Genomic DNA, 24,527 nt, shown 5'->3' with positions numbered 1-24,527 from the left:
AAGCGCTTTCGCAGCGTACTTTTCGCCCCCTTCTCCGATTCGCCAAAGCCCGCCAGGAGCGGCCGGGAAATCACCGGCGGCGGGCTACCCTTCCGGGGGCAGGAAGGAGCGCAGCGTTTCGTAGAGCTGCCGGGCGTCGAAGGGCTTCGGGATGAAGCCGTCCATGCCGGCGGCGGCCGCATCGTCGCGGTCCTCTTGGAACGTGTTGGCCGTCAAAGCCACGATGGGCACGTCGCGCGCATCGTGGCGGGGAAGCGCGCGGATCTCGGCGGCGGCGCCCAGGCCGTCCAGCACGGGCATCTTCACGTCCATGAGCACGAAGTCGTAGCGCCCCGGCTCCGCGGACGCGAACAGGTCCACCGCCTCGCGGCCGTTCGCAGCGCGGTCGACGGCTACTCCCTCCATGTCCAGCAAGGCCGCGGCTATCTCTGCGTTCAGGTCGTTGTCTTCGGCCAAGAGCGCGCGCGTGCCGGCAAGCGAGCGCGGCGCAGGGTCGTCTACGCCCTGCGCGTCCAGGTCCTCCGGGCGTCCCGAAGGCAGCCGCAGCGTGAAATGGAACTCGGAGCCTGCGCCCACCTGGCTCTCCACCTCCAGCTTGCCGCCCATGAGGCGCACGAGGTTGCTGCTGATGGCCAGCCCCAGCCCCGTTCCCTGGGCGTTGCGGTGGTTCTCGGCCGCCTGCTCGAACGAGTCGAAGATGCGCTCGAGGTCCTCGGGGCGGATGCCGGCTCCGTCGTCGCACACGGAGAACCGGTACGTCGGGCCCTCCCCGCCCCCGCCAGGCTGCGCCTCCTCGATGCGCAGGGAGATGGTGCCGCCCGCGTCGGTGAACTTGAAGGCATTGGACAGCAGGTTCGCCAGAACCTGCTGCAGGCGCACGTCGTCGCCCACCACCACGGCCTCGGTCTCGCACACGACCTTCAGGCAGATGCCCTTCTCCTGCGCCTGGATGCCGAACATGCTCTCGAGGCGCGAGGCGAGCGACGCCAGGCGCAGGGGCGCCACCTCTATGTGCATCTTGTCGTTCTGTATCTTGGACATGTCCAGGATGTCGTTCACGAGCGAGAGCAGGAACTGGGCCGACGTGTTGATCCTCTCCAGGTCCGAGCGGATGGCGGGCGTGGCCTCGCCCGACAGCGACGCCACGTTCGACAGCCCGATGATGGCGTTCATGGGCGTGCGTATCTCGTGGGACATGCGCGAGAGGAAGTCGGCCTTCGCCCGGCCCGTCTCCTCGGCCTTCTCCAGCTTGAGCGCCATCATGCAGCTGCGCACCTTCGAGCCGGTGACGATGATGGCAATGGCGCCCACCAGCAGGAAGAACACCAATGACAGCACCACCACGAGCAGCGGGTTGTCGGACACGAACGACTCCACCGTGGCGGATCGGTTGCCCAGGGCCACGGCGTTGCGGGAGTACAGGGCCTCCAGCTCGTCGTCCGTGAAGCTGTTCACCGCCTTGCTCAGCACCGAGTACAGGCCCGAGTCCACCGGGCGCGGCAGCGCCAGGGAGAACGAGGTCTCGGTATGGTCGGCCGTGGCCGGGGCCACGTTGCCGTAGGAGCGTTCGGTGAACAGGCACTCGGCGAACGAGGCGGGCATACTCGTGAGGTCGGCGCGCCCGGTGTTCACCGCCTCGAGGCAGTCGGCGTACGTGGGGAGCCACACCATCTCCGCGCCCTCCTGCCCTTCGGGCGCGGCGCGGCCCTGGAGCTGGGCTATCACGGGGCCGCCGGAGGACTGCGCCGAGAACTTGCTGCGGAACACCACCTCGCCGAGCGTCGCATACCCCTTGGTCAAGGCAAGCCCCTGATCGCCGGCCGTCTGCTCGTCGTCCATGAAGCAGCCCGCCACATCGGCCTCGCCCGCCGCCACGAGGTCGAGCGCCCCTTGGTAGCTGTCCGCATGCACGAAGCGGAACGAGAGGCCCGTGCGCTCGGCGATGCGGTCGAGCACGTCCTTCGCAATGCCCTGGTACAAGCCGTCATGCTCGTAGTACAGCGGGTACTGCCCCGCCGTCACGGCCACCCGCACCTCGCGCGCCTGGGCCACGTAGGCGCGGTCGGCCTCGGAGAACGCGATGGGGCTGGCGTAGTCGTCGGGGAAATAGCGGGCGTAGAGCGAGCGGGAGAAGTTGGGGTCGGCCGCGTAGATCTGCCTCATGGCCTCGTCGATGCCCGCCATGAGGTCGCTGCCCTCGGGCACGGCCAGGTAGTGCTGCTCGCCGTCGAACTCCGCCACCACCTTGCAGCCGTCCTTCATCTCCACGTCGCTGCCGAGCATGAGGTCGGCGGTGCCGTCGTCCAGGCAGCTCTCGTACGAGGCCAGGTCGAGGCGGAGCACCGTGCAGTCCAGGCCGTTGAACTCCAAAAAATTCTCCAGCCGGCGTATCTTCTCCGTCGCGTTGGCATAGGTTCCGATGGTCTTGCCGTTCAGGGTGCGCAGGTCGAAACCGGCGACGGAGTCGTCGTCGCTGGGACCGATGACGAGGGAGCGGTTCGAGCCCATGCTGAACACGGAGTAGTCGAGGCTCTCGTCGAGCTGCTCGCGGTAGAACATGCCGCCCATCAGATCGACGCTGCCCGCCATGGTCTGCTTGACGAGCTCGTTCACGCTGCCTTCCACGAACTCGTAGCGCCAACCGGTGTACTTGGCTATCTCAACGAGCCAGTCGTAGAGCACGCCGCTGCGCCGCCCTCTCTCATCTACCATGCTCAAGCCTTCGGCCTGGGGAAACGCCACGCGTACGAGACGCCCTTGGTCCTCGGCGCCCGCATCGGCGCCTTGGGTTCCCCCGGTGCCGGCAGCAGCCGGCCCGCCTTCTGCGCCGGAGGCCGCCGGCGCCTCGTCGGAAGCGGAGGCGGCCCTTTCCTGGGCGAACGCGAGGGATGCGGACGGAGCGGACAGCGCCGCAGCGAGTGCCAAGCATACGATACGCGCAGCCCACTTCCCCATTTCGTCCTCCTCCGGCTCCCACGCGTGCATCAAGCAAGCGCTCAGGATACCATGGGTTGGCGCGAAGGCCCCTGGGCCGGTGCTATTATATGGTCGAAAACCGTCAGCAGCGCCCTTAGGGGCCGAGGAGGAGGCAGGCATGGACGCACGTCGGCACCGCAGGCTCCGCGCAGCCCCGAGCGCCCTCGCGGCTGCCGTGCTCCTTTCCTGCTGCCTGCCCTCCGCGGCGCTTGCGCATACCGACGGGGACGATGCGGTCCTCGGCCGCAGCATGGCCGAACTGGGGATTTCGGAAGAACTTCAGCCCAGCATCGACGCATCGCATGCGGCGCTCATGGACGAGGAGGGCACGCTCTGGTACGGCCGGGCAGCCGGCGAGCGGGCCCAGATCGCCTCGCTCACGAAGATCATGACGGCCATCGTGGCGGCCGAGCACCTGGATGCCGGCGACCGCATCGTCGTGACGCCCGAGGCCGCCGCCGTGGGCGAGTCGAGCGCGGGGCTCGCGGCCGGCGACGAGATGTCGTTCGGCGACGCGCTCAAGGCCGTGCTCACCGCGTCGGGCAACGACGCCGCGAGCGCCGTGGCGCAGGCGGCGGGGGCCCGCATCCTGGAAGCGCGCGGGCAGGACGGCGGCGCCGTCGCGCGCGAGGCGGCGTTCGTGGAGGCCATGAACGCGAAGGCGGCCGAGCTGGGCATGGACGGCACGCGCTTCGCGAACCCCCATGGGCTCGACTTCGACGCGTACGCCCAAGGGCAGTACAGCTGCGCCCGCGACGTTGCCGTCATGCTGCGCTGCGCCATGGGAAACGACCTCGTGCGCTCGGGCATCGGGCACGCGCGCACGACCATCGCGGTGTCGCGCGGCGGCGGGACGGTCGCCGTGGAGCTGGCGAACACGGACACGATGATCGAGGGCTACCCCGGCACGTGCGCCGCCAAGACCGGCTACACGCTGGCTGCCGGCCCCTGCGTCGCCACCGCCCTGAACCGCGGCGACGGGCACGAGTACTACGCCGTGGTGCTGGGCTCGTCCTCGAAGCCGCAGCGCTTCGCCGATTCCGAGGCGCTCTACGACTGGGTGCTCGCCCACCGCGACGAGCTGCAGGCGGCCGCGCAGCCGGCCGATGCCTCCGCCGGGCCCGCCGCGCCGCCGGCATCGGCGGAGGCGACCTACCAGCTGGTGTCCGCCCCGCACTCCGTGCGCGCCGAGATCGGCGGCGTGCAGGCCGCCTGGCCCGTGGTGGCCGAGGTGGCGCACGCCGACTGGACGGACCGCACCGTGGCGGCCACCGTGCCCGACCCGAACGCCACGGCCACGGTGCCGCGTGAAGGAGGGCGCCTCGAGCAGGAGGCCGCGCTCGATGCCGTGACGGGTCATGTGGCGCCCGGCGACGTCGTGGGGCGCTTGGCGTTTCGCCGAGACGGCGCCGTGGTGTGGGAGGCCGACCTCGTGGCCGCAGAGGACGTGCCGGCGCCCGCCTGGTGGGAGGCCGCCGGCATCGCCGTCGAGCGCTTCCTCGGCGGCTTCGCCGGGCTGCCCGGCACGGCGCGCAGCGAGCTTCTGAACCTGGGCGCCATGGAGGTTTCCTGACACCCCTTCCGCGTAGGCGCCGCATGCGCGCCGCCGTTCCGGCCGGGGAGGCTGACGGCAGGCGGGCGGTGCAGGGCCTCTACAGGAGGTCGTCCGGGTCCATGTCCACGGCCACGTTCACCTCGCGCTCGGGCTTGCGGGCGCGGAAGTACGGCAGCAGCACGCCCGACAGGTCGCCGTCCAGCGGGCACTTCACCACCAGGTGCCAGCGGTACGTGCCGCGCAGCTTCGCCAGCACGCACGGCGTGGCGGGCAGCACGTCCCAACCCTCGCCGCCGTAGTCGCGCACCCGGGCGGCCAGCCCCTCGTAGAGCGCGGCAGCCGAGGTGCGCACCGCCTCCTCGTCCTTGCCCCACACCAGCACGTTCGCCATGCGCACGTAGGGCGGGTAGCGCAGCATCCGGCGCTTCGGCAGCTCGTCGCGCAGGAACAGCGCGCGGTCGTAGGCCGCGGCGGCGCGGATGGGCGCGGCATCGGCCTCGTAGGTCTGCACGAGCACGCGGCCCGGCAGCTCGGCGCGCCCGGCGCGGCCGGCCACCTGCTCCACGAGCGCGAACGTGCGCTCGGCGGCGCGGTAGTCGGGCAGCCGCAGCATGGTGTCGGCGTTGATGACGCCCACGAGCGTGACGTCCTCGAAGTCGAGCCCCTTCGCGATCATCTGCGTGCCCAGCAGCACCGCGGCGTCGGCGGCGGCGAACTCCTCCAGCAGCCGCTGGTGCGCGCCCTTGCCGCCCGTGGTGTCCGCGTCCATGCGGACGATGGGCACGCCGGGCCCCACGCCGGGCGTCGCATCCAAGAGCACCCGCAGGTCGGCCTCCACGCGCTGCGTGCCCGCGCCGAACTTCTTCAGGTAGGGGCTGCCGCACTCGGGGCACGCGGGCGGGGCCGTCACGCGGTAGCCGCAGTGGTGGCAGATGAGGAAGTTGCCCCGCTCGTGGAACGTGAGCGACGTGGAGCACGACGGGCACTCCGGTACGAAGCCGCACTCGCGGCACAGCAGGAACTTCGCGAAGCCGCGCTGGTTCAGCAGGAGCACCGCCTTGCGGCCCGCCGCAAGCTCCTCGGCGAGCGCGCGCGAGAGGGCGCGCGAGAACATGGAGCGCGACCCGCCGCCGAACTCCTTCGCCATGTCCACCACCTGCACGGCGGGCAGCGGGCGGCCGTTGGCGCGCTCGGGCAGCTCCACGTGGTGCCAGCGCGGGTCCTTCGCGCACGCGTAGAGCGCCTCGATGGACGGCGTGGCGCTCCCCAGCACCACGGCCGCCCCTGCGCGGCGCGCCATCCACACGGCGACGTCGCGCGCATGGTAGCGCGGCGCGCTGTCCTGCTTGTAGGAGCCCTCGTGCTCCTCGTCGATGACGATGAGGCCCACGTTCGCCAGCGGGGTGAACAGCGCGCTGCGGGCGCCCACCACCACGCGGGCCGCGCCCGAGCGGATGAAGTCCCACTGGTCGTAGCGCTCTCCCGCGCCCATGCGCGAGTGCATGACGGCCACCGTGTCGCCGAAACGCCCGCGGAACCGGCCCACCGTCTGCGGCGTCAGCGATATCTCCGGCACGAGCACGCACGCCGTGCGACCCGCGGCGAGCACCGCCTCGATGGCCTGCAGGTACACCTCGGTCTTGCCCGACCCGGTGACGCCGTCCACGAGCACCACCTCGCCCGCCCCGCGCTCCCGCGCCGCGTCGATAGCGGCGAGCGCCGAAGCCTGCCCCGCCGTGAGCGGCGGCTTCGGGGAGGGGGTGAAGCCGCTGGCTCCGGATGCGCCGGGCCCTGCCGGAGCGCCCGGGACATCCGGAGCCATCCCCCGCATGCGCCGACGGCGCTCTATGCGCACGACGCCTTGCTTCTCGAGCGCCTTCAACGTGCTCGACACCGCGCCGAACTCCGCCGCCAACTCCGCCACGCGCAGCTCGCCCGCCTGCAGCGCCTCCACGATGGACGCCTGCTTGACGGCGTTCTTGCGCGGCTCGAACCCGTCGAAGGCTTCGCCCGGAAGCACCCAGCGGTCGTCCACCTCGCCCACGGCCGGCTCCTCGAGCCGCCAGTACCCCGCCTGCGCGCGCACCATGCGCGGCACGCCGCCCGGCGGCGTGAACAGGCGCACGCACGACGACAGCGGCGCCAGGTAGCGCTCCGAGAGCCACTGCGCGCAGGCCGCCCCCTCCTCGTCGAAGTAGGCGGGGCTCACGGCGCGCACGACGGGCTTGACCTTCGCCGCGTCGATACCGGCCGGCGCCTCGCCGTCGGGAAGCTCCTGCAGCCCCACGACGAACCCCACCGCCTGCCGGTGCCCGAACGGCACGAGCACGGCGCACCCCACCTCCACGTCGTAGCCGCCAGCCTCGGCCGGCGCCTCGGGAACGGCGTACGTGTAGGGCGCGTCGAGCGCCTGCGTGGGTATGTCCAAGATGACCGATGCGAATCTCATGGCAACCAGTATATCCCACGTCTGCAACCGGACCGCCTCAGCTTAGCCCTCCGACGCGGGAAACCCCCGCGCCTCCTGCTCCAACCTGCGCGTCTCGACGGTCACGCGGCGCTCGATCCTTCTCACGTCCTCCTCGGGCGGCAATTCCTCTGGCCTGATGCCGCGCCGGCCGAGCAGGTCGCGCACGCCGGTGTTGTTCTGCACGTGCTCTTCGGCAATGGAGGGCTCGCCTCGCAAGTCCTTGTCCTCGACGTTGTGGTTCGTCATCTCGGTGGCAAGCTGCTTCGCCGCAAGGGTGACCGACGACAGGTGGTCCGCAAGGGGCCTCGACCCTTTGACGCCCAGCCGCTTCTTCATATCGGCCGTCGTGTGGCCGCCGAATAGCGCCGCATCCCCCTTGGAGCGGATGCGCGCGAAGCCCGCGCCGTCGACGCCCCGCTCGTAAGCGATGCGCGAGAGCTCCTTCTCCGCCTCGGTGAGCTGCCCGCGGATCGCGATGCGCGCAAGCGCTCGCATCCGCTCCTCGATGAGCTCCTGCTTGCGCGTCTGCAGCGCGAAGTAGCTCTGCGCGAAGGCGATCTCCTCCTTGCGCGGGTCGCCGTTCTGCGCGATGAGGTAGCAGGCGTAGCGCGTGAGCTTGTAGTCCTTGACCTTGCGCTTGGACCCGCTGCCGAGCTCGACCATTTTGCTGACAGCCAGCAAAATGATGTTCACCTGCGGTTTTGCTGCTTTCGGTCGAGACCATCGCCTTCTTAACCGCCGCCTCGAAGTTCCGCCACTGGGTATATCCCAGAAACCCCATGATGTCGCGCGCGTACCAGAACTCGACGCCGCTTTCCGCGTCGGTGTGCGCCAGGTCGTCCAGCGTCAGCTTGCGCTTCTCGATGTCGTACCGCTCCATGAACGTCCCCCCTTTCCCGCCCTCGCCGCTCAGGCGGCCGCGACCGCGCGCCGACGGCCCGCAGGCAGGCTCCGTCTGTTGAGAGGATCTTGCGGACGTGGTGCGGGCGACGCGGAGACCGCCGCCATCTATGGGCATCCCTTGCGAGGCCGTTCGCCGGCCGAGGGGAAGCATCCGCACTGGCTCTTTCGATAGCAGCATCATAGCATAAATAAGGAACGTTTGTTCCCTTATTTGCAGAATAACGGAACAAAAAACACCCGCCGCGGGCATGTTCGGCGGGTGTTCGGCGAACGGGACGCTCGGGATGCTCGGAACGCCCGAGCGGCCCCCTACCCCAGCCCGCATGCCTTCCGCAACTCGTCGGCCTTGTCGGTGCGCTCCCAGGTGAACTCGGGCAGCTCGCGGCCGAAGTGGCCGTAGGCGGCGGTCAAGCGGTAGATGGGGCGGCGCAGGTCCAGCTCGTCGATGATGGCGCCCGGGCGCAGGTCGAACACCTCGCCCACCGCGCGCTCGATGGCGGCCTCGTCCACCTTGTTCGTGCCGAACGTGTCGATCATCACCGACACCGGCCGCGCCATGCCGATGGCGTAGGCGAGCTGGATCTCGCAGCGCGCGGCGAGCCCGGCCGCCACCACGTTCTTCGCCACCCAGCGCGCCGCGTAGGCGCCCGAGCGGTCCACCTTCGTGCAGTCCTTGCCGGAGAACGCGCCGCCGCCGTGGCGGCCCATGCCGCCGTAGGAGTCAACGATGATCTTGCGGCCGGTGAGGCCCGCATCGCCCATGGGCCCGCCTATGACGAAGCGGCCGGTGGGGTTCACGTGTATCTCGGCGTCCTCGGCAAGCTCCACCCCCTCGGCCTCCAGCACGGGGCGCACCACGTGCTCCACGATGGCGGCGCGCAGCTCGTCGTGGGAGACGCTCTCGGCGTGCTGCGTGGACACGACCACCTTCTCCACGCACATCGGGCGGCCGTCTTCGTAGCGCACGGACACCTGCGTCTTGCCGTCGGGGCGCAGATAGGGCAGCGTGGCGTCCTTGCGCACGGCCGACAGGCGCTCGGCCAGGCGGTGCGCAAGGTAGATGGGCATGGGCATGAGCGTGGGCGTCTCGTCGCAGGCGTAGCCGAACATCATGCCCTGGTCGCCCGCGCCGATGCGCTCGTAGGGGTCGTCGCCGGCCAGGCCGTGCTGGGCCTCCCAGCTCTCGTCGACGCCCTGCGCGATGTCGGGGCTCTGCTCGTGGATGGCGTTGAGCACGCCGCACGTGTCGCAGTCGAAGCCGAACTTGGCGCGGTTGTAGCCGATGTCGGAGAGCACCTCGCGCACGATGCCGGGGACGTCCACGTAGGCCTGCGTGCGTATCTCGCCCGTGACCATGACCATGCCCGTGGTGGCCAAGGTCTCGCAGGCGCACCGCACCTGCGCCGGGTCGGCCGGGCAGCCGTTGGGAGCCACGTAGCCCTGGGCCGCAAGCTCTATCTCCTTGGCCAGGATCGCGTCGAGCACGGCGTCCGATATCTGGTCGCACACCTTGTCGGGATGCCCCTCGGTGACGGACTCGGACGTGAACAGATACGATGCATGCGTGTCGGACATGGTTCCCCATTCTCCTCATACGTACACGGCGCCCCGCTTCCCCGCGAGGCGCCTGGTTTATCTCCGTCCAAGGTTAGCACACCTCGGGTCGTGAAGGCCGAGTCATCCGGCAAATCACGACTATTCTACGCCCGCGCGCGCAGCGTCGCCGGCGCGCGGCGCTCGTGGTAAGATGGCAGGCGATTCACTGCCTCCAACCGACGGAAAAGAGCGCCTATGTCGTACAACGCCGACTACACCCGCGAGTACTTCGCCATCATGGAATCGCTGCAGGGCGACGTGCCCGGCCGCCGCGCCGCCTACCAGTACCTGCAGGGCTCCACGGCCATCGTGCACCACCAGGTAGTGACCGCCAGCTTCGTGCCCCGCCTGTTCGATGCGGGAACGTACCGCATCATGAAGGAGACGGCCGAGACCGCCCACCGCATCCTCGTCAAGGTCATCGAGCACTACCTGGCGGACCCCGACTACCGCCGCGCCTTCGACTTCGACCCGCGCCTCGAGGAGCTCATCTGCCTGCCGCGCGGCTACGACGCGGTGCTTCCGTTCGCACGCGTGGACACGTTCCTGAACGAGGACGACGGCCGGATGAAGTTCTGCGAGTTCAACGCCGACGGCTCGTCGGGTATGAACGAGAACCGCGAGATCACCACGTCGGTGGCGCAGTCGAAGACGTTCGAGGAGTTCGCGAACCGCCACCACGTGGAGGGCTGCGAGCTGTTCGAGAGCTGGGTCGACAAGTTCCTGGACATCTACGCAACCTACGAGCGCCGGGTGGAGAGCCCGCGCATCGCCATCTGCGACTACCTGGAGAACGGCGTGGTGGACGAGTTCCACATCTACGCCGACCTGTTCCGCCGGCGCGGCGCGGATTGCGTGGTGGCCGACGTGCGCGACCTGCGCTTCGACGGCGAGGTGCTGCGCGACGGGGAGGGCCGGCGCATCGACGCCATCTGGCGGCGCTGCGTGACGAACGACGTCATCGACCACTGGGACGAGTCGCAGCAGCTCATCGACGCCGTGCGCGCGGCCAAGGTGGCGCTCATCGGCAGCTTCGCCGGGCACATCGTGCACGACAAGCAGCTGTTCAGCGTGCTGTTCGACGAGCGCACGACCGCGTTTCTGGACGCCGACGAGATCTCGTTCGTGGAGGAGACCGTGCCCCTGACCGCCTTCTTGGACGACGAGCACGTGAACCTGCCGCAGATCCGCGAGAACCGCTGCGAGTGGATCATCAAGCCCACCGACCACTACGGCGCCGACGACGTGTACGCCGGCGAGTCCGTGACGCAGGAGGAATGGGAGCGGCTCATCGACCGCTTCGCGAACGGCCGCGCCGGCCACCCGTTCATCGTGCAGCGCTACATCCGCCCCTTCAAGACCGAGACGCTGCCGCCCGACACGGGCATCGACGCGCTGCCGGACGACGAGGTGCCCTTCGACCCCCGGCCGTACAACAACCTGAACGGCTTGTACCTGTACGACGGCGAGTTCATGGGCGTGTTCAGCCGCCTGGGGCCGCAGCCCACGATCTCGAAGGACAAGCAGGGCATGACGGCGGCCACCATCTGGGTGGACAGGGGCTGACGGTATCGGCGCCGGGCCGCACGGGGGTGCGGCCCGGCAAGCGGGCAGGACGGCACGGCAGGCTGGGCACGGGATGCCGCCGAGGATGCGCGGGGACGCGAGAGGGCGAGGAGGACGGCCGATGGCCGACAAGGTAGCGGCGGCGGTTGCCGCCATGGCGCTGGCGGTGACGCTGTTCGCGGCGGGGTTCGGCGCATGCACGCTGCCCGCCTCCACCCAGATCCTCGCGCAGGCCACCGCGAACGACGCGGAATCGCCCTACGCCGACGGGCAGCTGACGGCGCTCGCCGTGGAGACCCGCGGGTTCACCGTGGACGACTACGGCCGCGGCGCCGATGGCGAGGACGGTGCGCGCGACCGCATAGCCGCCGCCATCCTGGACGCCGCGCGCGAGGCGAGCGCAGAGGGCTCCCCCGTCCGCGGGCGCTGGTCGGCCGAGGCCCGCAAGGCGGTCGCCGCAGACGCGGACGGCTCCTCCCCCCAAGCCGCGCTCGATCGGCTGGCCGCCGTGGACGACGCCTACGCGCTGGACGGCGACGCGCTCTCCCACCTGGACGACTGCAACGTCCTCGTGCGAACCGCCGTTCCCCTGCTCTGGGGCGTGGCGGCGCTCACCGCAGCCGCCCTCGCCTATCTGCTCGTGCGCCACGAGCGTCGCCTCGCGGGCACCGCGCTCGTCGTTGCGCCCGCCGTCCTCATCGCGGCGTTCGCGGCGCTCGGCGCGTGGGCCGCCCTCGACTTCAACGGCCTGTTCGCCGCCTTCCACGCGGTGCTGTTCCCCCAGGGCAATTGGACGTTCTCCTACGATTCGCTTCTCATTGGCATGTACCCGCTTGATTTTTGGATGGGCATGGCCGGTATCTGGTTTGCGACTACCCTCGTCTTGTCTATACTGGCTATCGTCGTCGGCGCGACGCTCCGCCGCCGGCCTGTCTAAGGGACATGCCGTGCTCGAACAGTCCTGGGCTCGCACGAAGCATCCGCAGGATGCTTCGGTTCGTGCGGAACTGCGCGCGGCACGCCCCTTAGACAGGCCTTCGCAAGTCTATCGACGACTAGACAACCAGTGACCGAACGTGAGGATCATCGCAACCATGAGTGAAGAGAAGAAGAACGTGCGCGTGCGCTTCGCGCCTTCCCCTACCGGCCGCCTGCACGTGGGCGGCGCCCGCACGGCCATCTACAACTGGGCGTTCGCGCGCGCCATGGGAGGCGACTTCATCCTGCGCATCGAGGACACCGACCCCGAGCGCTCCACCGAGGAGAACGTGCAGGTCATCTTGAACGCCATGAAATGGCTGGGGCTCGACTGGGACGAAGGCCCCGAGGTGGGCGGGCAGGCAGGCCCCTACTTCCAAACGCAGCGCACGGACACCTACGCCGAGGCGCTCGAGCGCCTGCGCGAGCGCGGGAGCGTCTACCCCTGCTTCTGCACGAAGGAGGAGCTCGACGCCAAGCGCGCCGCGGCCGAGGAGAGCGAGGGCGGCTACGCGGGCTACGACCGCACCTGCCGCGACCTCGACCCCGCCGAGGCGGCCGCGCGCATCGAGGCCGGCGAGCCCCACGTGTGGCGCCTGCGCGTGCCCGAGGGCCGCGGCGCCATCGAGTTCGACGACGCCGTGTACGGCCACGTGAGCTTCCCGGCCGAGGTGATGGACGACATGATCGTCGTGCGCACCGACGGAAGCCCCACCTACAACTTCGCCGTGGTGTGCGACGACGCGAACATGGGCATCACGCACGTCATCCGCGGCGACGACCACCTGTCCAACACCCCGCGCCAGATCCTCATCTACGAGGCGCTCGGATTCGACGTGCCCGTGTTCGCGCACCTGTCGATGATCCTGGGCCCCGACGGCAAGAAGCTCTCGAAGCGCCACGGCGCGGCGAGCGTGGAGGAGTTCTGCGAGCGCGGCTACCTGCCCGACGCCATGGTGAACTTCCTCGCGCTTCTGGGCTGGTCGCTCGACGGCGAGACCACCCTCATCGACCGCGAGACGCTGTGCGAGAAGTTCAGCCTGGAGCGCGTGACCAAGAAGGACGCCGTGTTCGACGAGACGAAGCTCGACTGGATGAACGGCCAGTACATCAAGGACATGGGGCCGAACGCCTGGGTGCGCTCGTCGCTGCTGTGGCTCGCGCAGGCGAACATCCTCGGCAGCGCCGTGGCCGCCGGCACGCCCATCGATCCCGAGGCGCGCGAGGCCGCCTTCGACGGCGCGGCCATCGAGTCCGCGCTCGCCGACGTGCAGGAGCGCGCCGTGTGGTACTGCGATTTGTACCCGCTCGTCTCCGAGCGCCTGACGCGCCTGGACGAGGCCGTGGACAAGCTGGCCTTCATGTTCTGGGGCCGAAACGTGCAGCTCGACGAGAAGAGCGTGAGCAAGGTGCTGAAGAAGGAGGGCGCGCGCGCCGACGAGGCGCTGGCCGCCTGCCGCGGCGTGCTGGCCGACGAGGGCGTGGAATGGGACGCCGAGGCGCTGGAAGAGGCGTGCCGCGCCGAGGGCGAGCGCCTGGAGATCAAGCCGAAGCTCCTGCTCCAGCCGCTTCGCGTGGCCGTGTGCGGCAACATGGTGTCGCCGCCCCTGTTCGAGAGCATCGAGCTTCTGCCCCGAGAGGACGTGCTGGCGCGCATCGACAAGGTGGCCGCGGAGGTGTTCGGTGGCTGACGCCCCCGACAGGCAGGAAACAGGGCTCCCGCCCGAGCAGGAGCCGTCCGGCGCTGCGGACGGCTCCGAGCGGCCGCAGCGCATCGTGGTGTTGAGGGACTTCTGCCTGCGCGCGCACGGGGCCGACTGCGAGCGGTGCGCGCTGGCCTGCCCGCACGGGGCCGTGTCGTTCGCCGAGGCCGGAGCCCCCGTCATCGACGGGGATGCCTGCACGCGCTGCGGCATCTGCCTGGGCGTGTGCGACGCGTTCTCGTCGACGCGCGTCACGATGGCCGACCTGCACGCCCGCATCCGCCGCATAGCCCTGCGCGGCGAGCGCGCGGTGCTCACCTGCAAGGAGAACGTGTTCCCCGGCCTGGAGCCGGCGGCGAACGTCGTGGTGCTGCCCTGCCTGGCGTGCCTGTCGCCCGAGTTCTGGACGCTCGTGCTGGCCGAGGGCATCGACGTGACGATAGCGGCCGACCTGTCCTACTGCACCGACTGCGCACGCGCCGGCGAGATGGGCGAGCTCTTGTACGCCCACGCCGTGGAGACGGCCGAGGAGTGGAGCGGGCGTTCCGTGGGCTTCTCCGACGTCATCCCCGAGAAGGAGAACCTATTGCGCGACCTGGCGGACCCGTCAGGGGTCGACCGGCGCAGCGCATTTTCGAACCTCGTGGGCGAGGTGGGCGACATTGCCAGCGGCAAGCGCCGCCTGCGCAACTCCGAGGTGCTGCAGGAGTTCTACGAGCGCCGCGAGCGCGCGCGGGCGCTGGCACGGCTGAACCTGGGCAACGGCACCGAGTTCAACGACTTCGTGCCGGAGGGCCTCACGAAGAGGACGATGCAGCCGAAGCGCCAGATGCTGTTGGAAGCGCTCGAGCGCGACCCGGGCATCGCCGCGCGCGTGCCGCTTGTGCTGTCAGAGACCGACTGCGCGCTCTGCACGGATACGCTCTCCTGCGCAGCGGTCTGCCCCACGGGCGCGCGTCGCCCCGACCCGGCCGACGGGACGCTCGCCTACGACGCGCGCTACTGCATCGGCTGCGGCCTGTGCGTCGGCGCCTGCCCGGAAGGTGCGGTGGAGCTGGTGGAGACGACGGCCGAGACGCTGCTGCCCGCCGAGGACGAAACCAGCCTGTAATCTCTGTGCGGGCGAAAAACCGCCGCAAGCGGCTGTGCTAAGATAGGCGGGACCGCAACAGGCAAGGAGCCTCCCATGACCGATCCCGAGCGCCAGAACCCCTGCGATCCGCCCGAGCCCGGCTCTGCCGGATCATCCGAGCCTGCCGGGCCGCCGCCCGTGCCCGCGCCCTACAAGCGGCCTCCGCTGCCGGGTTCCGCCGCAGAGCCCTACGCGCCCGCCGGCACGTGCCCGCCCGCGCAGCCGTACGGGCAGCCGCAGCAGCCGAAGCAGCCTGCACAGCCCTACGGGGCGTACCCGCCACCGCCGCAGCAGCCCGGCGGCCAGCAGCCGCCGTACCCGCCCTACGGCGCCGGCCAGCAGCCGCCCTGCCCACCGTACCCGGGGCAGCCTTACCCCGCGGCATCCCCCGGTCAACCGAAGCGCAAGGCATGGCCCTGGGTGCTCGCAGGGTGCCTGCTCGTCTTCGTGCTGGGTATCGGCGGGTGCGTGAGCTGCACGGCATGCGCCATCGTCTCCGAAGTGGCCGACGGCCGCTACGGCGGCTACCACAACAGCTACGGGTACGGGTCCGACGACGGTTACCGGTACGGCTACGGCGATTCCGACGGCTACGACGGCGCGGACGTCGACTTCAGCATCGACTACATCAAGGACATGCTCGACCTGTCGGACGGCCGGACCGTCGACGGCAAGCACACGCCGGGCGTCTACGAGGTGGGCGCCGGCAAGGACCTCGAGCCTGGGCTCTACTTCGTGGAGGGAGATCCTGCAGACGAGGCCGACTACGTGGTGTTCGGCCCCACCTCGGACGCGCGCTACGAGGTGGACTACGGCGTCACGTACTTCGGCAACTACTTCGTGGAGCTCGAGGAGGGCGCGGTGTTCGCCTGGGACGCTCCCGACGGCCTGCGCCTGTACCCCGCCTCCGACGCCGCCTTCGAGCCTGCCGCACCCTACCGCAGCGGGCTCTACCGCGTGGGCGAGGACATCCCCGCCGGAACCTACACCGTCACCATCGAGCCCGAGGCGGCAGCCGAGGCCGACAACGAGTGCGGGGCGTTCGTGATGAGGGACCTGGCCTTCGGCAGCGGCTCCATCACCGACGAGAAGTACGTGGTGCGCGGCGGCTCGCAAACCGTCACCGTGAAGGACGGCGACTGGCTGGAGCTCTACGCCGCCACCGCCGTCCCGGCACAGTAGTCCCCCCTCCGCCTTCCAAGGCCCTGCGAGGGGCCTTCTCAGCGCCCGACCGGAACCCATGCGAAAGGACCCGCCCATGCTGCCCGACAACCCCACCCGCGACCAGATAGAGGCCGTGTTCGCCAACGACCGGTTCGCCACCCAGGCGGCCGGGTGCCGCGTCGTGGAGGGCGGGCGGGGCCGTGCGGTGTGCGAGATGGAGCTGGGCGACATCCACCGCAACGCCATGGGCAACGTCATGGGCGGCGCCATCTTCACGCTGGCGGACTTCGCGCTGGCCATCTCGTGCAATATCGGCGAGGAGCCCACCGTGTCCGTGGACTCGAACATCAGCTTCCTGCGCGCGACGAAGGGCGCGAAGCTCACCGCCACGTCCGTCTGCGACAAGCCGGGCCGTCATCTGGGCTTCTACACCGTGACCGTCAAAGACGACCTGGGCAAGGACGTCGCGAGGATGACCGCTACCTGCTACCGCTAGCGCCCGTGGCTGTCGGTTCCGCCCCCTCGGCAACACCGGGGCACGTCCGGGGCGCAGGCCGAGGACGCTGCCAGCGCCCCGCTACTCGGCGGCGCACTGACCGTCCACAAGATCGATGATCTCCTGTTGGGAGTGGGCGCCGAGCTTCGCGTAGATGTGCTTCACATGCGTCTTGACCGTGTTCGGCGAGATAACCAGCTCCTGGGCTATGAAGGGAGCGCTGCGGCCGCGTGCGAGCATTGCGAGGATCTCGGTCTCGCGGCCGGTGAGGCCGCCTTTGCGGGCCAGCGCCCCGCAGCTCCGCTCGATGGCGGCGCGCGTCCCGTCGCCGGGGAGAGCGGCCTCCGAGGCGGCCGCCAAGCTCCCGGTGCCCGGAGCGCCCACAGCCGGGGCCGGCCCGGGCACCGAACCGGGCAGGGCTCCCTCGCCGCCTGAAAGCGCATCCTCGAAGCTGAAGCGCCGCAACCCCACCAGCGCGTAGGCCACGAGGGCGAACGCGAACCCCACGGCCACCACGTCGGGCACGAGCGGGCTCACTGCAGAGAACGAGGAGGCCACCGTCCCCAGCACCAGGCCGCCCAGCATGCCGAGGGCCACGGCCATCCGCCCGCCTGCCTGCAAGGCCAGCGCCTCGGCCGGGCGGCTGGCGGCGCGCGCCGCCAGCACGATCCACACGAGCATGGCGAAGCACTCCGATCCGGCCGCCAGCAGCGTGTTCGACACGTGGATCAGGGCCACGCGCTCGCCGCTGGACGCCTGCGCCACGAACGGCACCACCAAGAGCCCGGCCAGCACGAGCAGCAGCCCGAAGTGAAACACCACGTCCGTGCGGCTTTTCGAGAAACGCGACGCCACGATCACGGCCAGCATCGCGGCCGCCATCGCCACGAAGCTCACGCCGGCGCTCTCGCGCGAGCCGAACACGACGAAGGCGGTGTAGCCGCTCACCAGGCCAAGCGCGATCAGCACGGCGAACAGCACCGCCTTGGGCGGCCCGCCGGCCTTCGAGCAGGCCGGCGGGTAACCGTCCGATGCCGCGGGCCGGGCCGCCGCGCCGCCTCCCCCGTCAGCGAAGACGGCAAGTGCGGCACGCCCCGGGCGCACGGCGCAGGCAAACGCGGCAAGGAAGGTGAGCACGTAGAGCGCGAGCAGCGCCAAGCGGGCCGCGCGCAGCGACTCCACGAACGGCACCAAGGCCGATGCGGCCACGTACACGGCGGCGTACGCCGCCGGAATCGCCGCGAAGGCGGTCCGGGGCGAGAAATGCGCGAGCGCGAGCCCCGTCAAGACCACGAGCCACGCCGTGGCGAGCGATGCAAGCAACCACCCCGCGAGCGAGGCCGTCGTCGACTCGCCCCGGTACCCCGCCGCCACAAGCGCCGAGCCCGCGCAGAAGAGGGCGAGCGCAGCCCACGGCACCGACGGATGCCGCAGGGCGTTCGGCCTCCGGGCCGCGACTGCGAGCAGCGCGGCGTAGGCAAGGACGGCGGCGAGGGCTGCGGCGAAGCCGCCGTATGAAGGGTACGAGCCCGTAGAAGGCACCACGAACAGGTTGAGGACCAGCGCGTTCGTCGCAAGCGCGGCCAGCGCGATGCAGCACCGCAGCGGGAAACCGCCCGTCAACCCCTTCATCCCCGTATTCCCCTCTCCTGCTCGGGACATCGCCCGCCGCCTCGGCCCCCCAAGGCGCCTTCCGCGCCCGGCCCCACCGCCAGGCACGTCCGGACGGCCGCGCATCCGCGCCGCCCAAGCACCTCCGGTACGTCAGGGGCAGCATGCAGCCATGCCGCCATTATACGCAAAGGGCGCCCTGCACAGCCGGGCGCCTGCCAAGTCTATCGCCTTTCCCTGCTGTGGAAGGCGGGCAGCAGGCGCCCTCGGGCAACCGCCTTGGCTACCGGGGCCTCAACCCGGCCCGTCAATACAGCCGAGGGCCGAACCGGAGAGGCAACGCGGAAGTCCGCACGGGAGCCCGCGCCGCCACGCGCACGCACCCGGCATCCCCGCTCCTACCTGCCGGCCCTGGCTCGCACGCCTCTTACGCGTAGCCGTAGGGCTTGCGCAGCCCCACGAGGAAGGCGGTCGTCAGCACGAGCGCGCAGGCCTCCGCCACGATGATGGCGCTCCACACGCCGTCTATGCCCCACACGATGGGCAGCAGCATGACCGTGGACGTCTCGAACACGAGCGTGCGCATGAAGCTGATGAGCGCCGACACCTTGCCGTTGTTGAGCGCCGTGAAGAACGCCGAGCCGTAGATGTTGAACCCGCACACGAGGAACGCCACCGCATAGATGCGGAACCCGTGCAGCGTCATGGCGGCAAGTTCGGCGTCGTAGCCCACGAACACGCCCACGAGCGGCGCAGCGAGCAGCTGCGAGGCGGCGAACATGGCCGCACCTGTGCCGCCCACCAGCAGCATGCTCTTCTTGAACAGGCCCTTGAGCTCCGGTTGGTTCTTTGCGCCGTAATGGTAGCTCACCACCGGCCCCGTGCCCATGGCGAAACCGAAGAACACCGCCGTGAAGATGAAGTTCACGTACATGATCACGCCGTAGGCCGCCACCCCGTCCGCGCCGGCTATCATCATGAGCTGGTAGTTGTACAGCATGCTCACCACCGACGCGGCCACCTCGGTCATGAGCTCGGACGAGCCGTTCACGCAGGTCTTGCCGAGCGCGCGGAAGTCCGCGAGCGGGCGGGTGAAGCGCAGGCGGCTCGTCTTGCTGCGGGCGAAGAACACAGCCGACACCGCCGCCGCCAAGAACTGGCCCGCCGCGGTGGCGAGCGCGGCGCCGACAATACCCCAGCCAAGCACCGCGATGAACATATAGTCCAGCACGATGTTCGTCACGCCGCCGGCCACCGTCACCGCGAGGCCCATCTGCGGCTTCTCGGCCGCAATGAAGAAGCTCAGAAACACGTTCTGCACGATGAACAGCGGCAGCGCCACCACGAGGATTCGCCCGTACACGAGGCCCTGCTCCATGAGCGAGCCCTGCGCGCCGAGCGCCGCGAGCACCGACTCGAGCACGACCGCGCCGACGGCGGCCAGAAGGATGCCGGACGCCACTGCGGCGAGCGCGATGAAGCTGAACAGGCGGTTCGCCCGCACGGCCTCACCCTCGCCCATGGTCTTCGCCACGAGCGCCGCGCCGCCCGTGCCCAGCATGAAGCCCACCGACCCCAGCCCCATGGCCAATGGGAACACCAGGTTCACGGCGGCGAGCGCCTCCTTGCCCGCGAAGTTCGATACGAACAGGCCGTCCACCACGCTGTAGATGGACGTGAATATCATCATGGCGATAGACGGCAGCGCGAAGCGCACGAGCCGGCCGTAAGTGAAGTGGTCCGACAGCTTGATGGCCACGCCGCTCACCTCCTCTCCGGATACGGTAGGGCGTCCACCAGCCCGCGCAGGTGCTCGAGGTAGACGCGCGACAGGCGCAGAAGCTCCTCGCACTCCCCAGGGGCCATGGCGGCGAAAGCGGCCTCTTCGGCCCTCGCCACCGGTCGTATGCGCTCGGTCACCAGAACGCGTCCCGCCTCGGTCAGATGGAGGTGGGTGCCGCGCCCGTGCTCCACGCGCAGCTCCACGTAACCTGCGCGCTCGAGCTTATGCACCGAGGTGTTCACCGTCTGCTTCGACAGGCCCGATGCGGTGCACACGTCCTTCTGGAGGCAGCCGTCGCCTAAGCCGTCGAGGGCGTACAGGATGTCGAACGCGCTGTCCGACAGCCCCATCCTCACGGCCACATTATGGTAGAGCTCGTTGCCGAGCCGGTAAAGGTTGTTGTATTCGCGGTTGGCGTGCGCCGTCCGTGCGTCCATGTCGGTTCGCCCTCCGTTGTTCGATTCGCAAGTCCGATTTCGTACCTGTGGCATTTAAGTCCGATATCGGATTCACGTCAACAGAGCTCACAGAACGCCCACGAGGTATCGGAGGGCGACCCGCCCGCAGCTCCCCTTTCCTTGGGGTTTTCGCACTCTCGGGCGCTATCGTTCCCTTCGGGCTCCTGTTCGCGCACAGCTCCCGTTCTCACGCAGGCCTCGCTCTTCTGCAGCGCATGTTCTCCCGCTCTCGTTCCCTTGGGATTCGCCCTCCCGCTCCGCACTCTCAAGCGCCCGCTCCTCCCCTCCCTGCGGTGCGTCGGCTTCGCTGCAGCGCCGGCCTCCTCCTCGCACGCCGAGCACCATGGACGAGATTCGAGCTTATGCACAGTATCGCGTAACCGCCACTATATTATTCTCAATTTCACATTAATTTGAAAAGGCATTATAAACAGTACCCAACCATTTCTTCGCCGTACAGGCTCGAAGGCCGACAATATCCAGCCACAAGGTGCAATCTTGTCCATGACCTCGTTGCTTGTATTAGACCTGCCCCTCCAGCCGTTCGAAGAACGCGCGGGCATTGCCGAAGAACGCCTTGTCGGCCACAGCCTCGCCGAACCGGCTCGCGATGAGCGCATGCAGGCCGCCTGCCTGGTCGCACGGGTCGAGCCAGCTGGGCACGTCGCAGCCATCGTAGTCGCTGCCGAGCGCGAGCACGTCCTCGCCCGCCGCCTCGAGCATGCGGTCCACGTGGCGCAGCACGTCGTCGGGGGTCGGGTCGGCGTGCGTCTCGGACAGGAAGTCGCGGCAGAAGTTGAGTCCCGCGACGCCGCCCGCGTCGGCCAGCTCGCACAGCTGCCAGTCGGCGAGGTTGCGCGGGTGCCCGCACACGGCGCGCGCGTTGGAGTGCGAGGCGGCGAAGGGCCGCGTCGCGGTCGCGCACACGTCCTTGAAGCCCGCGTCGTTCAGGTGCGACACGTCCACCGCGATGCCGCGCAGCTCCAGCTCGCGCACGCAGGAGCGGCCGAAGCCGGTGAGCCCGTCGGCCGTCTCGTTGCCGCTGCCGAGCGCGTTGCGCCCGTTCCACGTGAGCGTGACCATGCGCACGCCCGCCTCGGCGAGCGCGTCGAGGCGCCCTTCGGCGGCCGCGTCGTCCTCCAGGAAGGATGCGCCCTCCACCGTGAAGAGCCCCGCCGTCTTGCCCGCCGCGAGGGCCGCGTCCACGTCGGCCATGGAGCGAGCCCGCGCGAGCTTGTCGCTGCAGCGCTCCAGCTCGCGCTCCCATACGCGCCGCACGCGCTCGAACAGCGCCCAAGCCGCATCGCCGCGCGCCTCGTCGGGGACGAACGCCGCGAAGCACTGGCACCAGGCGTACCCAGCCGTGCGCTCGAGCGAGACGTGCGCGTCGTTGTCGGCGAGCGAGGACATGCGCGCCGCCGGGATGCGCGCGTCGTGCGCGGCGAACCCGCCCGGCACCGACGGGTCGCCATGGAACGCCAGCCTATCGAGCGTGTCGCAGTGCAGGTCGAACACCCGCAGGCGTCCCTCGGCCGCCTCGCCCGGCGCCGCCTCGGGCAGCACGCCCTCACGCAGCAGCGCCGCCTCCTCGGCCGACGCGTCCTCCAACGTCATGAACAGCCCCACGGCCGCCCTCCTCTCACGCGCCGCGCTCGATCGCGCCCAGCGCCTCTTCCAGCGGAACCACCCGCGCATAGCGGCCGTCCCAGATGCAGTCCTCGAAATACGCCGTCAGCTCTCCTCCCGGCGCGAACGCGGAGTCGAACGTCGTCACCGCACCCCTCGGCACCGTCACGTCGAAGCCCAGCTCGAAAGCCACCTTGACCGACGCGTCGAAGCAGAACTCCGTCTGCATGCCGCACATCAGCAAACGGCGCAGGCCGCGGCGCTCGAGGTGCGCTTGCAGCCCCGTCCGACGAAACGCGCTGTTGAAACGCTTGTCGAACACGGGCTCGCCTTCCTGTGGCGCAAGCGGCGCGCAGATCCGCCAGCCGTCCGTGCCCGCCTCAAGCTCGTCGCCGGGCCCGCCGTCATGGCGCACGTGCAAGACCGGCACGCCGCTCGCGCGGCACGCGCCGACAAGCCTCGCGATCGCGTCCACCGTCTCATCCGCCCCGCAAGGTCGCCGCCCTACGAGGGCCTCCTGCATGTCGATCACGATCAAAGCGTCGAACCCCATCGACACATCCTTTCCATCCCGTGTAGGCACCCCGCCATTGTACCGCGGCGAACCTGACAAGGGGACAGGTACCTTGTCATAAATACGCTACTTATCGAAGCACATATTGAATCGCACCGCGACCGATCCCCGTTAAACGCTCTATCTGCCTTATCGACAAGCCAGCTTTGCTCATTCTTCTAATCGCATCGTCTCTGCGCTTCTTTTCGACCGTCTTTAAGTCAGCAGGTCTCGAATCAGCAAGATCCACCTCTTCGAGTATCCGCTGCACAAGGGCAAGCGCCTCTTCGTCGCGCATGGGCCTCGTCTTCCCCGCCGCGTCCGCGTCCAAGCAAACCGCATTGTCATCTTTTACCTGATGGAAACGCATGAACTCTTCAATGCCGCCAAAAATATCCAAGACGTAGTCCGTATCGCACAACACCAGCGAACGCTTGGAAGCGATATATTCGCTGAAGCTACTCCAGCGATATTGAGCACACGAAGCCAAACCGGCCTTCTCGGGATTCATGTGAATGTATCGCACCACTGTCTGAAAATAGGAATCGTCCGAAACAGGCTCGCTTTTGAACCTCTCTTGGAACAGATGCCCCGTGCGCCCATTCCGCACATTGAACGCCTGAGCATAGTTTCCGCACACCAATTTGAAGAACCGCGAAACATCTTCCATGGGAGCTCTCACAAGCACATGAACATGGTTTCCCATAAGGCACCACGCGTAGATCGTACAATTCGTCTCATGGGCTTTTTCCGATAGAAGCCGAAGAAAGAACGTACGGTCGGGGTCGTTTTCGAAGATCAATTGACGTGCTGTACCCCTTGCCACCACATGGTACACATTGGATTCGCATTGTTTTCTCGGTGTACGCATCTCGACTCCCTCTCTATTTATGACAAGGAACCTGTCCCTTTGTCACGAAGTTGGACAGATGCTCGAACAGGAGGTTCATGCCGGTCGTGCCGGGCATGTGCCCGCTGCGCGGGGCCTCGGCGTAGCGCAGGTTGGGGTTGCCGCATTCCGTGACGAACGCGCGGATGGTACGGGTGGACGTGACGATGTCCGTCTCTCCCTGCACGATGAGGTACGGCACGCGCATGTTCGCGAGCTCGTCGGAGAGGTCGACGGCGAAGATCTCCGCGAACAGGCGCTCGCTTTTCGAGAAGTCGTTCGACACGGCCGCCACGAGGTCGCGCAGCGTGTAGTCGGGGCTCTCCAGCATGCCGCGCACGAACGCTCCCACCGGCATCATGCCGTCGCCCTGCGCCTGGTAGCCCTCGGTGTACTTCCGCACCCAGCCGGCCAGCCGCATGCCCGACTCGAGGTTGCGCGCGCCCGACCCTCTGATCGCGCGCAGCTCGCCTTTGAGCTTCTCCGGCATCGCCGAGCGCTCGAGCGCCTCGAACACCTCGTCGTTGAAGCCGAGCTGCTTGAGCACCTGCCCGTACGTGACCACATGGTCGACGAGCCCCGGCTCGCGCGCGGCCGCGCGCGCCGCCAGGATGGAGCCCCAGGACACGCCGAGCAGGTTCACCTCGTTGCTGGGGAAGTCGCGCCGCACCGCGCGCACGAGGTCGAGCGTCATGTCCACGTAGCGATCGATGCACGCGTCGTCGCCCAGCCGGCAGCGGTTCGCGCCGCACCCCAACTGGTCCCATGCTGCCAGCACGTAGCGGTCCGCGAGGTCCGGGAACATGCCGCGCGTGCCCACCGAGACGGGCAACGGCGAGCCGGGCCCACCGTGCAGGAAGATCACCACGGGCGCGTCCGCGCGCCGGCCCTCCAGCGTCACCTTCTGCTCCACGCCGCCCAGCTCGTAGCGGACGAGCCGCGACACCTCGCACGACTCGAGGTATCGTCGGCGCTCCTTTTTCATTACGCCTCCCCTTCTGCGCCGTCCAGCGCGCTTCCTTCGACTTCTGTTCCTGAAACATGACAAGGTACCTGTCCCCTTGTCAT

At 69.1% G+C, this 24,527-nt stretch carries 18 protein-coding genes; 7 read left to right on the top strand and 11 right to left on the bottom strand.

What is annotated here, in order from left to right:
- Window positions 1-84 precede the first annotated feature (84 nt).
- Window positions 85-2,955, bottom strand: coding sequence for an ATP-binding protein (locus tag BN3560_RS12775; protein WP_096228345.1), 2,871 nt, complete (start codon window positions 2,953-2,955; stop codon window positions 85-87).
- A 139-nt stretch (window positions 2,956-3,094) separates the two neighbouring features.
- On the opposite strand from BN3560_RS12775, the gene BN3560_RS12770 reads away from it, so the two are divergent.
- Entirely contained in the window at window positions 3,095-4,549 is a 1,455-nt protein-coding gene (locus tag BN3560_RS12770; protein ID WP_096228344.1) for a D-alanyl-D-alanine carboxypeptidase family protein, read from the top strand.
- Between the two features lie 79 nt (window positions 4,550-4,628).
- On the opposite strand, the gene priA is transcribed toward BN3560_RS12770, so the two are convergent.
- The 3 genes from priA to metK form a co-directional block, all read right to left on the bottom strand.
- On the bottom strand, window positions 4,629-6,980 hold the full coding sequence (priA, locus tag BN3560_RS12765) for a replication restart helicase PriA (protein ID WP_096228691.1): 2,352 nt from the start codon (window positions 6,978-6,980) through the stop codon (window positions 4,629-4,631).
- A gap of 42 nt (window positions 6,981-7,022) precedes the next feature.
- Window positions 7,023-7,694 carry a DNA damage-inducible protein D gene (dinD, locus tag BN3560_RS12760; RefSeq protein ID WP_197702193.1) on the bottom strand — a complete coding sequence of 224 codons (672 nt, stop codon included), beginning with the start codon at window positions 7,692-7,694 and terminating at the stop codon, window positions 7,023-7,025.
- A gap of 519 nt (window positions 7,695-8,213) precedes the next feature.
- Window positions 8,214-9,479, bottom strand: coding sequence for a methionine adenosyltransferase (gene metK / locus BN3560_RS12755; RefSeq protein ID WP_096228343.1), 1,266 nt, complete (start codon window positions 9,477-9,479; stop codon window positions 8,214-8,216).
- Between the two features lie 216 nt (window positions 9,480-9,695).
- Between metK and BN3560_RS12750 the strand changes: the two genes are divergently transcribed.
- The 6 genes from BN3560_RS12750 (at window position 9,696) to BN3560_RS12725 (ending at window position 16,539) form a co-directional block, all read left to right on the top strand.
- On the top strand, window positions 9,696-11,066 hold the full coding sequence (locus BN3560_RS12750) for an ATP-grasp domain-containing protein (RefSeq protein WP_096228342.1): 1,371 nt from the start codon (window positions 9,696-9,698) through the stop codon (window positions 11,064-11,066).
- Between the two features lie 121 nt (window positions 11,067-11,187).
- On the top strand, window positions 11,188-12,003 hold the full coding sequence (locus BN3560_RS12745; protein ID WP_096228341.1) for a lipoprotein intramolecular transacylase Lit: 816 nt from the start codon (window positions 11,188-11,190) through the stop codon (window positions 12,001-12,003).
- A gap of 157 nt (window positions 12,004-12,160) precedes the next feature.
- Window positions 12,161-13,735, top strand: a complete 1,575-nt coding sequence (gene gltX / locus BN3560_RS12740; RefSeq protein WP_096228340.1) for a glutamate--tRNA ligase — start codon at window positions 12,161-12,163, stop codon at window positions 13,733-13,735.
- Window positions 13,728-14,858 (top strand): 4Fe-4S dicluster domain-containing protein, encoded by a 1,131-nt coding sequence (locus BN3560_RS12735; protein ID WP_096228339.1) that lies wholly within the window; start codon window positions 13,728-13,730, stop codon window positions 14,856-14,858. Before gltX ends, BN3560_RS12735 begins: the two co-directional genes overlap by 8 nt.
- 75 nt (window positions 14,859-14,933) lie before the next feature.
- Window positions 14,934-16,061 (top strand): hypothetical protein, encoded by a 1,128-nt coding sequence (locus tag BN3560_RS12730; protein WP_096228338.1) that lies wholly within the window; start codon window positions 14,934-14,936, stop codon window positions 16,059-16,061.
- A 76-nt stretch (window positions 16,062-16,137) separates the two neighbouring features.
- Window positions 16,138-16,539: a PaaI family thioesterase gene (locus tag BN3560_RS12725; protein ID WP_096228337.1), complete on the top strand. Its 402-nt coding sequence runs from the start codon at window positions 16,138-16,140 to the stop codon at window positions 16,537-16,539.
- An 81-nt stretch (window positions 16,540-16,620) separates the two neighbouring features.
- Here BN3560_RS12725 and BN3560_RS12720 read toward each other — a convergent pair whose 3' ends face one another.
- The 7 genes from BN3560_RS12720 to BN3560_RS12690 all read right to left on the bottom strand — a co-directional run bounded on the left by BN3560_RS12720 (window position 16,621) and on the right by BN3560_RS12690 (window position 24,444).
- Window positions 16,621-18,171, bottom strand: coding sequence for a helix-turn-helix transcriptional regulator (locus BN3560_RS12720; RefSeq protein WP_157780588.1), 1,551 nt, complete (start codon window positions 18,169-18,171; stop codon window positions 16,621-16,623).
- A 406-nt stretch (window positions 18,172-18,577) separates the two neighbouring features.
- The gene (locus tag BN3560_RS12715; protein ID WP_227115530.1) at window positions 18,578-19,909 is read right to left on the bottom strand and encodes an MATE family efflux transporter; all 1,332 of its coding nucleotides are present in this window, start codon (window positions 19,907-19,909) and stop codon (window positions 18,578-18,580) included.
- 5 nt (window positions 19,910-19,914) lie between these two features.
- Window positions 19,915-20,370: a MarR family winged helix-turn-helix transcriptional regulator gene (locus BN3560_RS12710; protein ID WP_087190580.1), complete on the bottom strand. Its 456-nt coding sequence runs from the start codon at window positions 20,368-20,370 to the stop codon at window positions 19,915-19,917.
- A 543-nt stretch (window positions 20,371-20,913) separates the two neighbouring features.
- Window positions 20,914-22,017: a dipeptidase gene (locus BN3560_RS12705; RefSeq protein ID WP_096228334.1), complete on the bottom strand. Its 1,104-nt coding sequence runs from the start codon at window positions 22,015-22,017 to the stop codon at window positions 20,914-20,916.
- Window positions 22,018-22,030: 13 nt separating this feature from the next.
- A complete protein-coding gene (locus tag BN3560_RS12700; protein ID WP_231897424.1) occupies window positions 22,031-22,549 on the bottom strand; it encodes a cysteine hydrolase family protein in 519 nt (172 codons plus the stop codon).
- 112 nt (window positions 22,550-22,661) lie between these two features.
- A complete protein-coding gene (locus tag BN3560_RS12695) occupies window positions 22,662-23,441 on the bottom strand; it encodes a transposase (RefSeq protein ID WP_096228332.1) in 780 nt (259 codons plus the stop codon).
- A gap of 13 nt (window positions 23,442-23,454) precedes the next feature.
- Window positions 23,455-24,444, bottom strand: coding sequence for an alpha/beta fold hydrolase (locus tag BN3560_RS12690; protein WP_157780585.1), 990 nt, complete (start codon window positions 24,442-24,444; stop codon window positions 23,455-23,457).
- Window positions 24,445-24,527: the final 83 nt, after the last annotated feature.

Origin of the sequence: Gordonibacter urolithinfaciens (assembly GCF_900199375.1) — a bacterium.
Classification (GTDB): domain Bacteria; phylum Actinomycetota; class Coriobacteriia; order Coriobacteriales; family Eggerthellaceae; genus Gordonibacter; species Gordonibacter urolithinfaciens.
Note: the sequence above shows the minus strand (reverse complement) of the source record. Positions and strands in the feature narration are given on the sequence as shown.